This window comes from Micromonospora sp. NPDC050200, from assembly GCF_040656135.1.
GTDB lineage: Bacteria > Actinomycetota > Actinomycetes > Mycobacteriales > Micromonosporaceae > Micromonospora.
Window position 1 is genome coordinate 26,544 of record NZ_JBFALG010000008.1, and the last position, 12,584, is coordinate 39,127.

Annotated in this window: 10 protein-coding genes and 1 pseudogene; 3 read left to right on the forward strand and 8 right to left on the reverse strand. The window is 70.9% G+C overall.

The annotated features are described in order from the left end of the window. Window positions 1-12: 12 nt before the first annotated feature. The 3 genes and pseudogenes from AB0I41_RS07865 to AB0I41_RS07875 all read left to right on the forward strand — a co-directional run. On the forward strand, window positions 13-1,434 hold the full coding sequence (locus tag AB0I41_RS07865; protein ID WP_357103216.1) for a sulfatase: 1,422 nt from the start codon (window positions 13-15) through the stop codon (window positions 1,432-1,434). After that, the gene (locus AB0I41_RS07870) at window positions 1,431-3,029 is read left to right on the forward strand and encodes a right-handed parallel beta-helix repeat-containing protein (RefSeq protein ID WP_357103219.1); all 1,599 of its coding nucleotides are present in this window, start codon (window positions 1,431-1,433) and stop codon (window positions 3,027-3,029) included. The genes AB0I41_RS07865 and AB0I41_RS07870 overlap by 4 nt, the downstream gene beginning before the upstream one ends. A 30-nt stretch (window positions 3,030-3,059) precedes the next feature. Next, a pseudogene (locus AB0I41_RS07875) lies at window positions 3,060-3,155 on the forward strand (DUF202 domain-containing protein); the annotation flags it as partial. A gap of 214 nt (window positions 3,156-3,369) precedes the next feature. Here the strand turns inward: AB0I41_RS07875 and AB0I41_RS07880 are convergent. Genes AB0I41_RS07880 through AB0I41_RS07915 form a run of 8 tightly spaced genes read right to left on the reverse strand, consistent with a single transcriptional unit; the run spans window position 3,370 to window position 12,567 of the window. Continuing rightward, entirely contained in the window at window positions 3,370-4,857 is a 1,488-nt protein-coding gene (locus AB0I41_RS07880; protein ID WP_357103222.1) for an FGGY-family carbohydrate kinase, read from the reverse strand. A 9-nt stretch (window positions 4,858-4,866) separates the two neighbouring features. Continuing rightward, window positions 4,867-5,979: an alcohol dehydrogenase catalytic domain-containing protein gene (locus AB0I41_RS07885; RefSeq protein ID WP_357103225.1), complete on the reverse strand. Its 1,113-nt coding sequence runs from the start codon at window positions 5,977-5,979 to the stop codon at window positions 4,867-4,869. Continuing rightward, a complete protein-coding gene (locus tag AB0I41_RS07890; protein WP_357103228.1) occupies window positions 5,976-6,983 on the reverse strand; it encodes an oligopeptide/dipeptide ABC transporter ATP-binding protein in 1,008 nt (335 codons plus the stop codon). The genes AB0I41_RS07885 and AB0I41_RS07890 overlap by 4 nt, the downstream gene beginning before the upstream one ends. After that, window positions 6,976-8,052, reverse strand: a complete 1,077-nt coding sequence (locus AB0I41_RS07895; RefSeq protein WP_357103231.1) for an ABC transporter ATP-binding protein — start codon at window positions 8,050-8,052, stop codon at window positions 6,976-6,978. The genes AB0I41_RS07890 and AB0I41_RS07895 overlap by 8 nt, the downstream gene beginning before the upstream one ends. Next, complete coding sequence (locus AB0I41_RS07900; protein WP_357103234.1) at window positions 8,049-8,999, reverse strand: ABC transporter permease; 951 nt, start codon at window positions 8,997-8,999, stop codon at window positions 8,049-8,051. Before AB0I41_RS07900 ends, AB0I41_RS07895 begins: the two co-directional genes overlap by 4 nt. After that, a complete protein-coding gene (locus tag AB0I41_RS07905; protein ID WP_357103237.1) occupies window positions 8,996-9,925 on the reverse strand; it encodes an ABC transporter permease in 930 nt (309 codons plus the stop codon). The genes AB0I41_RS07900 and AB0I41_RS07905 overlap by 4 nt, the downstream gene beginning before the upstream one ends. After that, a complete protein-coding gene (locus AB0I41_RS07910) occupies window positions 9,925-11,004 on the reverse strand; it encodes a LacI family DNA-binding transcriptional regulator (protein ID WP_357103240.1) in 1,080 nt (359 codons plus the stop codon). Before AB0I41_RS07910 ends, AB0I41_RS07905 begins: the two co-directional genes overlap by 1 nt. Before the next feature lie 30 nt (window positions 11,005-11,034). Continuing rightward, window positions 11,035-12,567, reverse strand: coding sequence for an ABC transporter substrate-binding protein (locus tag AB0I41_RS07915; protein WP_357103243.1), 1,533 nt, complete (start codon window positions 12,565-12,567; stop codon window positions 11,035-11,037). Between the last annotated feature and the right edge of the window lie 17 nt (window positions 12,568-12,584).

Here is a 12,584-nt window from a genome sequence, read left to right on the forward strand (position 1 = left end):
AAAGAGGGGCCAGTGGGTCCGAACATCGTCTTCATCATGGCCGACGACCATGCGGCGCACGCGATCAGCGCGTACGGCAGCAAGCTCAACAAGACGCCGCACATCGACCGGATCGCGGCGGGCGGGATGCTGCTGGAGAACTGCTTCTGCACCAACTCGCTGTGCGCGCCGAGCCGCGCGACGATCCTCACCGGCACCTACAACCATGTGAACGGGGTGCGCACCCTGGCCACCGAGTTCGACAACCGGCAGTTGGTCTTCCCGCAGCTGCTGGGTCGCGCGGGATATCAGACCGCGCTGGTGGGCAAGTGGCACCTCGGGCACGGGCCCGCGCACGACCCACGGGGGTTCGACTACTGGGAGGTCGTGCCGGGCCAGGGCCGCTACCGCGACCCGCTCTTCATCGGGATGGACGGCGTCGAACGGATCCGGCCCGGTTACTGCACGAACATCATCACCGACCTCGCCATCGGGTGGCTGGACGAGCGCGACCGGGACCGGCCGTTCTGCCTGCTGGTGCACCACAAGGCACCCCACCGCAACTGGGAACCCGACGACAAGCACCGGGACATGTACCTCGAGGACCTTCCGGTGCCGGCCACGTTCGCCGACGACCACAACGGGCACGCGGCCGCTGCCCGGGCCGCCCGGATGCGCGTCGACCGGGACCTGACCCTCAACGACGTCAAGGAGCTGCTGCCGCCGCACCTGGACGCGGACGAGGCGGCACTGTGGCACTACCAGCGCTACATCAAGGATTACCTGCGCTGCGTGGCCAGCGTCGACGACAACGTCGGCCGGCTGCTGGACTACCTCGACGAACACGGCCTCACCGACGACACGATCGTGGTCTACACCTCCGATCAGGGGTTTTTCCTCGGCGACCACGGCTGGTACGACAAACGGTTCATGTACGAGGAATCCCTGCGGATGCCGATGCTCATCCGCTACCCGGCGGAGATCCCGGCCGGCACGACCTGCGACGCCCTCGCGATGAACGTCGACTTCGCACAGACGTTCCTGGACTTCGCCGGCGTACCGGCAGACGAACGCATGCAGGGGCGCTCGCTACGCCCGCTGCTGCGTGGGGAAGAGGTATCCGACTGGCGTGAGGCGGTCTACTACCGCTACTGGGAACACGACGACGCGGAGCACCACGTCTGGGCTCACTACGGAGTACGCACCCACGATCACAAGCTCGTCTACTACTACTCCGACGGGCTCGGCATCCCCGGTACGTCCGATACCCGCTACGAGCCGGAGTGGGAGCTGTTCGACCTACGCACCGACCCGTGGGAGCTGCACAGCGTGTACGACGACCCGGCGTACGCCCGAGTGCGCGCCGAACTGACCACGGAGCTCGCCCGGGTCCAGGCGGACTGCGGCGACACACCGTGGATCCCCATCGAGTCGAAAGGGAGGGTGCCGCGATGAGTGACCGTAGCTGGATCATGGCGATAACCGCGGTCCTGGCCGCATCGGCCACGGGGCTCGCGTTCCCGCCGAACGCCGCTGCCGCAGAGCCATCGGAGCCGGACGCGGTCTTCGTCGACTGCTCGCGGTCCGGATCGGGCGGCTCCGGATCGCGGCTCGACCCGTTCAGTTCGCTGGCGCAGGTCAACGCCCTGACTCTTGCCCCGGGGACGAGCGTGCGGCTCAAGCGGGGCAGCACGTGCACCGGCACCCTGGCACCACACGGCTCCGGCACACCGCAGCAGCCGATCACCATCGCGTCGTACGGCGAACCCGCAGCGCCGAAGGCGCGGATCGACGCCGGTGGCGCCACCGAGGCCGTGCTGCTCCGCAACCTCGCACACATCGAGGTCCGCGACCTGGAACTCACCGCGCCGGGTGACAACACCAGCACCCGACGGGGCGTGTACGTCTTCGCCGAGGACGCCGGCACCGTCGCCGGGATCGTGCTGCGCCGGCTCGACGTGCACGACGTGCAGGGCATTCTCAATGGTCCCCGGACCGCGAACGGCAAGTTCGGCAACGCCTCTGGCGGCATCGTCGTGGAGGCTGCCGGATCGACCGTGCCCACCTCGTTCACCGGTCTCCGCATCCTCGACAACAGAATTTGGCACGTCGACCGCGAAGGCATCTACACCTGGTCGAACTGGTGCAATCGCCCCGAGCTCGGCGGCTTCTGGACCGGGCTGTGCACGGCGCCGTGGCACCCCTCGACCGGCATGGTGGTGCGCGGCAACATCCTCACCGACATCGGCGGCGACGGCATCGCGGTCAAGATGAACACCGACGCCCTGGTGGAGCGCAACAGCCTGGACGGCTACAACATGCGCTCCGGCACCTACAACGCCGGCATGTGGACGGCGAACTCCGAGCGCGTCACCTTCCAGCACAACGTCGGCGCGCACGGCCGCACCACGCTGGACGGCATGGCATGGGACATCGATCACGCCACCCGCGACATCGTGTTCCAGTACAACCTCAGCCACGACAACGAAGGCGGCTGGCTGCTGCTGTGCCCGACCAGCACCGGCATCCGCGACTTCGTCGTCCGCTACAACATCAGCATCAACGACCGCCATCGCGGCGTGGAGAACTGCAGCGGCCACGTCGAGTCGGGACTGGTCCACAACAACACGATCTACGTCGGCGACGGCGTGAACCAGGTTGTCGTCAACGAGAACAACACCCAGCCACGTAACGTCCGGTTCGCCGACAACCTCGTCGCCCGCACCGGCACCGGCCGCGCGTCGTACCGCCTGATGAGCGGCCGGTTCGCCTTCGACCACAACCTGTTCTACGGCCTGCCCGCACCGGCCAACGCAACGGACACGATCACCGAGGACCCGCGGCTGCGCTCTCCGGGCGGCGTCGACCCGGCCGGCTACCGGCTACGCGCCGACTCCCCCGCTGTCGGAGCCGGCGCTGTCATCCCCGACAACGGCGGTTACGACTTCTTCGGCAACCACCTCCCGGTCACCCAGCCGCCCGCGATCGGTGCCCACCAGCCCGACTGCGCGTCGTACCTGTGTCACGACACGCATGACGGCTCATCGTGACCCCGTGGCATCCCAGCGCGGCGTACGAAGGTGACGCGGAGCGATCCGCGGTTCACCCTCGCCAATGAGCGCACGCTCCTCGCGTGGCTTCGAACCTCCCTCGGTCTGGTCGTCGCCGGGCTGGGGATCACCGCGGCGACCGATCTCCTCGCCAACAAGGTGCTGACCGGACGGCGGCGGAGACCTCCGACGACGTGCTGCCGCTCGCCGACGCGAGGCAGTCCAACGGCGAGTTGCACGGCGCCGTCACGGTGGCGCGCAACACCCGAGCGACTGGTGGCCGAGGTGTACGCCACCGGTTCCGGCCGCGGCTGCTCCGCGCCCGTTCCCGGCCCTGGCCTCACTCCCCCTGCTGCACGGCGGCCAGCTCGTGCACCACTTCCCGGGTCGTCCGGTACAGCGACTGGAAGTTCCCGAACAGCCGGTCGTACAGCTCCGACCTGCTCCCGTCCGGCGCCACCGTCCGCGCCATCCGCGACCAGTCGGTTTCCGCCGAGACGAGGCCGGTGCCGATCGCGGCGAGCAGGGCATCGCCGTAGCTGGCGCCGATGGTCTGGGCCGGCAGGATCTGCTCCCGGCCGGTGATGTCGCTGACCACCTGGGTCCACAGCCCGGCCCGCGCGCCCCCGCCGACCGCGACGATCCGGCCAGCCGCGCCGCCCGCCGTGTCGAGCAGGTCGATGATCTGCCGGACGCCGTAGCCGATGCCCTCGTACACCGCGCGGAACAGGTGGCCCCGGCCATGGCGCAGGCTCAGCCCGGCCACCACGCCCCGGGCGGACGGGTCGAAGATCGGGGTCCGTTCCCCGGCGAAGTACGGCAGCAGGATCAGCCCGTCGGCGCCCGGCGGGGTTGCCTCGGCCTCGGCGATCAGCTCCTCGAAGGGCACTCCCCCGGTCAGGCGCTGCATCCACTCGGTGAGCAGGCCGGAGGTGGACATGCCGGCGGCCAGCGTGTACGAGTCGGGTTCGACGCCCGAGGTGGTCCAGAGCAACGGATGCGTCCGGGGCTGCGACAGCACCTGGACGAAGAACATCGTGGAGCCGTACATCAGCATCAGGTCACCGGGGTTGCGGACGCCGGCGCTGAACGCCTCCGCCCAGGCGTCCACCGTGCCGGCGCAGACCGGGGTGCCCTCCGGCAGTCCGGTCTCGGCGGCGGCCGCCGCGTGGATCGTGCCGGCCACCTGCGCCGGCCAGAGTAGTTCCGGGAAGCGCAGCTCAGGGGCGATGTCGGCGATCCGGTCCGGGCTCCAGCAGCGGGCCGCGATGTCGTACAGCGGGTCGCACTGGCTGGCGCTGTGCTGGTCGAGCACGTACTCGCCGGTGAGCCGGGCCACCACGAAGGAACTGGAGTTGTACCAGCGGGTGGCCCGCGCCCAAGCCTCGGGCTCGTGCCTGCGGGCCCAGAGCATCTTCGGGCCGACCGCCTGCGACGACAGGGCCGAGCCGCCCCGGGTGACAATGTCCTCGGCGCCGTACCGCTCGGTCAGCTCGGCGATCTCGGCGGTGGCGCGCATGTCGATGCCGTACAGGATGGCCGGTCGCACCGGCCGGACCTGTTCGTCGCAGAGCAGCAGGCAGGGGCCGACGCCGCTGACGCAGACCCCGGCGACGCGTCCGCCCGCCGCGGCGGCGGTCAACTCGCGGCTGATCGCCACCACGTCGGCCCACCAGACCGCCTCGGCGTCCACCTCGGCCCAGCCAGGGCGGGGGTAGGAGACGGTGTGCGGCCGGGTGGCGGTTGCCACGATGGTGCCGTCCGGCCGGGCGAGGACTCCCTTGCTGCTGGCGGTGCCGAGGTCGATGCCGATCAGGTAGTCGCTCACGGACCGCACCTACTGCCCGGGAAGGAGGGACACCTTGACCGACCGGGTGCCGTCGGCGACCAGGTCGAGCCCCTGCTGGAAGTCGGCGAGCGGGAGCTGGTGGGTGCAGATCCGGTCCATCGGCAGCACGCCGGACTCCAGCATCCGGATCGCCGCCGGCCAGCAGTGCGGGCCGAGGTGAGCGCCGCGCACGTCCAGTTCCTTGTCGTCGCTGATGATGCTCCAGTCGACCGTGACGTCCGAGCCGAAGACACCGTACTCAACGTAGGTGCCGAGCTTGCGCAGCAGGTTCAGGCCCTGGAGCACGGCCGCCGGATGACCACTGCCCTCCAGGTAGACGTCGGCGCCGTACCCCTCGGTCAGCGCGCGGACCACCTCCAGCGGGCCCTGCCGGGCGATGTTCACGGTGATGTCGGCGCCGCACGCGGTGGCGAGCTCGAGCCGCTCGTCGGACATGTCCAGGGCCACCACGTGCGCCGGTGACTTCGCCCGCGCCCCGGCCACCATGCCCAGGCCGATCGGCCCGCATCCGGCGACCACCACCACGTCGTCGAAGGTGATGCCGCCGCGTTCCACGGCGTGCAGCGCGCAGGACAGCGGCTCGGCGAACGCGGCGTGCGCTGGCGGAAGGTCGCGGGAGACCTTGTGCACCAGGGCGCCGGCCGGGAACACCATGAAGGACGCCATCGCCCCCGGGGTACGGCGCTTGAAGCCATAGATGTCGTGCGGGGCGCACATCCAGTACTGGCCGCGCCGGCAGTACCGGCACTCCCAGCAGGGCACGATCTGCTCGGAGACCACTCGGTCACCGACCTCGACGCCCCACCGGGCGCGGGCGGCGTCGTCCAGTCGGACGATCTCGCCGACGAACTCGTGGCCCGGGACGACCTCCGTCTGCGCCCACGCCGGGCGGGTCTCGTCGCCCCAGAACTTGGTCGCGCCGTGGTAGCACTTCAGGTCACTGGCGCAGATGCCGACGGCCTCGACCCGGACCAGCGCCTCGCCGGGGCCGGGCACTGGGACGGGCACCTCCTCCAGCCGGTAGTCCTCCGGTCCGTGACAGACCACCGCTCGCATCGTCTCGGGCACGCGTCCTCCTCCGTGTGGTGGTGTGGGGGTCATCCGACGATTCCGTACCGCGCGTCGGCCTCGGCGAAGTGGCAGGCGACCTGGTGTCCGGCCGCCCAGTCGGTGAGTTCCGGCTCGATCTGGGCGCAGCTGTCCCGCGCCTTGAAGCAGCGGGTCCGGAACCGGCAGCCGCTGGGCGGCGCGAGCGGTGAGGGCACCTCACCGCCGAGCACGATCTCCTCGGGCCGGTCGTGTCGCCAGTCGTCCACCGCCGGGGCGGCCGACAGCAGCGCCTGGGTGTACGGGTGGGCCGGGGCGCCGAACACCTCGTCGGTGCGGCCCTGCTCGACGAAGCGGCCCAGGTACATGACCGCGACGCTGTCGGCGATGTGCCGCACCACGCCCAGGTCGTGCGAGACGAAGACGTACGACACCCCGGTCTCGGCCTGCACGTCGCGCAGCAGGTTGAGGATCTGCGCCCGGATCGACACGTCGAGCGCGGAGACGGCCTCGTCGCAGACGATCACCTTCGGTCGCACGGCGAGGGAACGGGCGATGCAGATGCGCTGCCGCTGGCCGCCGGAGAACTGGTGCGGTCGTAGCCCCCGTTGGCTGGACCGCAGTCCGACCAGTTCGAGCAGCCGGTCGACCTCGGCGTCCCACCGCTCGCGCGGCACGATCCCGGGGTGGATCTGCCAGGGCTCGCTGATCAGGTCGCGGACCGTCATCCAGGGGTTCAACGACGCGTACGGGTCCTGGAAGACCATCTGCACGTCGGGGCGCAGTCGGCGGCGGGTGGCCCGGGAGGCCGTGGCCAGGTCCACGTCGCCAAGCAGCACCTGGCCGCTGGCCGGCGGGAGCAGTCCCACGATGGTTCGGGCCAGGGTGGACTTGCCGCAGCCGGACTCGCCCACGATCCCGACCGTACTGCCGGCCGGGACGACGAGGTCCACCCCGGCGACGGCCCGTACCCGCCGGCCCCGGGAGAACAGCCCGCCGGTGAGCCGGTAGTCGACGTGCAGGTCCTTGACCCGCAGGACCGGGGTGGACTCAGACATGTCCGCTCACCTCGCTGGCGTCGTTGGTCTCGGGCAGGTTCGCGCCGCCCCCGACGACCTCGTCGGCGAAGTGACACGCGCTGGCCCGGGCCGGACCGACGGGTCGCAGCGCGGGCACCTCGGTCCGGCACCGGTCCCGAGCCATCGGACACCGGGGATGGAAGGCACACCCCGACGGCACGGTGCGGGGGTCCGGCGGCTGGCCGGGGATGGCCTCCAGGGCCGCGCCCGGCCGCCGGCGGTCGGGCACCGAGCGCATCAGCCCGACGGTGTACGGGTGGGCGGGCCGGGTGAGGACCTCGCGGCTCGGCCCGGACTCGACGACCCGGCCGGCGTACATGACGACCACCGAGTCGGCGGAACGCGACACCACGCCGAGGTCGTGGCTGATCAGGATCATGGTGAGCCCGCGGGCCTGCTTGCGGGCGATCAGCAGCCGCATGATCTGCGCCTGCACGGTGACGTCCAGCGCCGTGGTGGGCTCGTCGGCGATGAGCAGCCGCGGTTGCAGCGACAGCGCCATGGCGATCATGACACGTTGCCGCATGCCGCCGGAGAACTCGTGCGGGTACGAGCGGGCACGCCGTTCGGCGTCGGGGATGCCGACCTCGACCATCGACTCCACGGCCCGGTCGCGGGCCTCCCGCCGGCCCAGCCCGGCCCGGAGCCGGAACATCTCGGCGATCTGGTCGCCGACCCGGATGCAGGGGTTCAACGCCGACAGCGGGTCCTGAAAGATCATGCCGAGCTGCCGGCCGCGCAGCGGCTGCCATTCGCGTTCGGTCAGCCGGGCCACGGGTGTGCCGTCGAAGACGATGTCGCCGCCGCCGACGGTGACGCCGGGCGGGAGCAGGCCCATCATGGACAGCGCGGTGAGGCTCTTGCCGCTGCCGGACTCGCCGACGACCGCCACCGTCGTGCCCTGCGGCACGTCGAGGCTGACGCCACGGACCAGGTCCACCGCGCCAGCGCCGCGGCCGAGGGTCAGGCGCAGGTCGGTGAGGCTGATCAGTGGTGCGCCGTCGGTCGGGGTGGGGGTGCCGCCGTGCGGCGGCCGGGTGTCTGTCACAGTGCCGCCCTCGGGTCGGTGTGGTCGCGGTAGGCGTCGCTGACCAGGCCCACCACCACGACCACCAGGGCGAGGGCCACGCCGGGCAGGGTCGAGATCCACCACGCCGAGGAGAGATAGTCACGACCGTCGGAGATGGTCGCGCCCCAGGACGCCTGGGTGACCGGGACGCCGAGGCCGAGGAAGCTCAGCGACGCCTCGGCCACCATGGCGAGCCCGATCTGGGCGGTGCCGGCCACCAGCAGCGGCGCCCAGCAGGACGGGAGGATGTAGCGGACGAGGATCCGCACGTGACCGGCGCCCACGACCCGGGCGGACTCGACGTACTCCAGGCCCTGGACGGTGAGCGCGGACGCCCGGACCACCCGGGCGAAGATCACCCACCGGGTCACCGCCAGGGCGATGATGATATTGGTCAGGCTGGGCCCGAGCACGCCGGCGATGAGGATGGCCAGCAGCACGCTGGGGAATGCGAGCTGGGCGTCGCCGAGGCGGGAGATCAGGGTGTCGATCCAGCCGCCGAAGTACCCGGCCAGCAGCCCCAGGACCAGGCCGGCGAAGCCGCCGATCAGCACGGTGGCCAGGCCGACGATCACGGAGACCCGGCTGCCGGCGAGGATCTGGGCGAGCAGGTCGCGGCCGAGTTGGTCGGTGCCGAGCAGCGCGACGCCCCCGTCCGAAAGCCGCGCTCCCGGCGGCAGCAGCCGGTTGGGCAGATCAGTCTCGGTGGCCGAGTACGGCAGCAGCAGCGGGCCGACCGCGGCGCCCAGCACGACGAGGGCGAGGAAGCCCAGGGCGACCCAGGCGCGGGGTGGCATCCGGCGGCGGGCCGGGGCCGGTACGGCCGAGTTCGCCTCGGGGGTGGGTGTTCCGGGGCCGGCCGGGGTTCCGGGGTCGGCGGTGGCCCGCTCGGGGGCCTGCGCCGGGGACGCGGGATTGACGGTCATGACATGTGCTCCGGATTCAGCCGCGGGTCCAGCTTGACGTAGAGGAAGTCGACCAGCAGGTTCAGCAGGACGTACGCGACGGTGATCGTCATGATGGCCGCCTGGACCACGGAGTAGTCCCGGTTGGTGATCGAGTCGATCATCAGCGAGCCGATGCCGGGCCAGGCGAAGACGACCTCGATGATGACGGCGTTGGCGATGAAGTTGCCGACCAGGAGCCCGAGCAGGGTCACCACCGGGATCATCATGTTGCGGACGACGTGCCGGTAGAAGACCACCCGGCCGTCCACGCCCTTGGACCGGGCGGTGCGGACGTAGTCCTTGCCCAGTTCCTCTAGGACGCCGTTGCGGACCAGCCGGGCGAGCCAGCCGAGGAACGGCAGCGCCAGCGTCACCGACGGCAGCACCAGGGAGGCGACGGTGCCGTCGGCAGTCGCCGGCAGCACGCCCAGGGTGCGGGAGAAGATCAGGATCAGCATCACGCCGACCCAGAACGACGGCAGCGCCTGGCCGAGCAGCGTCGGCACGGAGATCAGCCGGTCGATCCAGGAGCCCGCCCGGCGCGCGCTGACGACGCCGAGGGGGAAGCCGACCGCGAGGGTGACCAGCAGCGCGCAGGCGGACAACTGGAGGGTGGCCGGCAGCCGGTCCAGCACGTTGGCGAGGGCGTCGCCGCCGAGCCGCCAGGAGCGCCCGAAGTCGCCCTGCCAGACGCCGTGCAGGAAGGTGGCGTACTGGCTCAGCAGTGGCTCGTCGAGCCCGAGTTCCCGGCGCAGGTCGGCCAGGTCGCTCGGGCTGGCCGACGCGCCGAGGATCAGCGCGGCGGGGTCGCCGGGGGCCACCCGGACCACGAGGAAGACCACGGTCAGCGAGGCCAGAATGATCAGCAGAGCCTGCGCGAGGCGTTTCAGGACGAACCTGAGCATCAGCTGCTCCCGGGGTCGGCGGCAGCGGGCTGCCGGTGGGTGGAGGAGCCGCGGACGACCAGGTCGCCCGGAAAACTGATCCGGGCCCGGGGCGCTGCGGACCCGCGCCGGCCGATCCGGGCGACGAGCTGGTCGACGGCGGCGGCGCCGACCTGTTCGGCGGGGAGTCGGACGCTGGTCAGGCCCGGGGCGAGGTACGCGGCGAAGGGATGGTCGCCGAAGCCGACGACGGCCACCTCGTCGCCGATCACCCGCCCCGCCTCGCTGAAGGCGCGGTAGACGCCGAGGGCGAAGGAGTCGTTGCCGACCAGGATGCCCGAGCGCGGCGGGACGTCGGCGGCCAGGTGCTGGGCCAGCTCGTACGCCTCGGCCGGCTCCCACGGCAGTGTGTTGGCGGCGCGCCGCCGGGTCGGTACGCGCAGCTCGCGCACCGACTCCGGCGGCACCCCCCGTTCCGCCAGCGCCCGATGGAACCCGTCCACCCGGGCGCGCACCGTGGAGATCTGCAGGTCCTCCTCCAGGAGGTAGACCTGCTCGACGCCGGTGTCGAGCAGGTGCAGGGTGGCCTCGTAGGCGCTCCGCTCGTAGTCGATTCCGACCAGGTCGCAGTCGAGTTCGGGCAGGTCCCGGTTGACCAGCACCATCTCCGTGCCGGCGGCCATCAACCGCCGCCAGTGCTCGACCTCCGGCTGCACCGGTACGACGAGGGCGCCGTCGACGCCCCAGCGGCGCATCGAGTCCACGGCCCGCAGCTCGTTGGTGTGGTTCTCCTCGGAGACCACCAGCAGCATCGAGTAGCCCAGCACGCTGCCACGCTGCTCGACGGCGCTGATCATGCGGGAATAGAACGGGTTCGACGGGTTGGTGATGACCACCCCGATGGTCATGGCCTGGCCGAGGACCAGTGACCGGGCCATGGTGTTCGGGACGTAGCCGAGCCGGTCGGCCTCGGCCTTGATCATCGCCCGGGTCGCCTCGCTCACCGCGCTCTTGCCGGCGAGCGCGCGGGAGACGGTGTTGACCGACAGCCCGACCGAGGTGGCGATGTCTTGCAGCGTGACGCGTCGAGGTGAATTCATGGTGACGTCGAGCGGCTTGCGGGGGACCGCTCAGCCTCCCATCAGCACTGTGGACAGATCTGGTTGGTTGCTGGGTACCGGCGTGAAGCCCCGCACCGTGTCCCGCACCGCGTACGCGGTGGTGATGGTCGCCGGGAAGATCCCGACGGCATCGTCCCAGATCGTTTTGCACGCCTGCGCGTACAGGGCCTTCCGCTCCGCCTGGTCCGACGAGCCGCGCGCCTTGGCCAGCAGTTCGTCCAGGGCCGGGTTGCGGTAGCCCATCCGGTTGGCCTTGGAGGTGTAGAGCCGACCCAGGGTGAAGTCGGCGTCGCCGGTGGTGACGGTGTTCGTCTGCAGGTCCATGTCCCAGTCGAGCTTGTTGAGCCGCTCCAGCCAGGTCGCCTTCTCGACCTGCTGGGCCTCGACCTTGATGCCCACCTTGGCCCAGCTGGCGATCATCGACTGGGCGAGCTGGGAGATCAGCGGTCCGCTGGTCGCGAACCACATCATCGAGGTGGTGAACCCGCCGGCCAGGCCGGCCTCGGCGAGCAGTTGCCGGGCCCGGTCCGGGTCGTAGGCGTACGGCTGCTGCGGCGCGGCGCCGAAGACGGCGGCCGGGATGGGCGCGTCCATCACCGTCGCCGACTCCCCGTACAGGTCGCGGATGATGTTGCCCATGTCCACGGCGTGCCACATCGCCCGGCGAACCCGGGAGTCGGTGAAGGGCTTGCGGGAGCAGTTGAACCAGTTGAGGAAGTACACGTAGCTGGGCACCCGCTCGACCTTGACGCCGCTCTTGCCGGCCACGTCGCGCACCTGGTCCGGCGGCACCGGCCAGAACGCGTCCACGTCGCCGGTCAGCAGCGAGGTGATCGCCGTGGAGGTCTCCGGGATGTACGGCAGGTCGATCGCCGGGCTCTTCGCGGCCTCGCCCCAGTACTTGTCGGCCTTGACCAGCCTGAGCTTGGACGACGGGGCGAAGGAGTCCACCCGGAAGGGCCCGCTGCCGACCGGCTTGCGGAAGAACTCCGGGTCGTCGAGCCGGTTTCCCGGCGGGATGAACAGCAGGGTGAGGTTGACCAGCAGGGTGCCCAGCGGCCCGTCGGTGCGGACAGTGACCGTGGTCGGGCCGGTCGCCTCGGCCGACTTCACCGACGCCCAAAGGGCGGAAAGGTTGGTGGTCTTGCTGGTCGCCTTCTTGATCGAGGCGACCACGTCGTCCGCGGTCAGCTTGGTGCCGTCGTGGAACGTCACGTCGTCGCGAAGCTCGAAGACCCAGGTCTGCGGGTCCGGCCGGGTCCAGGACCTGGCCAGCGCCGGGGCGTACGTGTCGCCCTGGCGGCGCACCAGGGTGTCGAAGATGAGCCGGCGCGCCATGAGCGCCGGCTCATCGACGGTGGTGTTGGCGCTGAGCGGGTCCAGGTCGGTGATCGGCTGCGCGAAACAGACCTGGAGGGCCGCCTTCGCCTTCTCCGCGTCGCCGCCGGCCACCCCGCAGGATGCCAGGAAGGCGCTCGCCGCTCCGATGCCGGCGATGGTCAGGAAGCGCCGGCGGTTGATGGTGGTGGTGTGGTTGTCCATCGCCTTCTCCTCAAGGG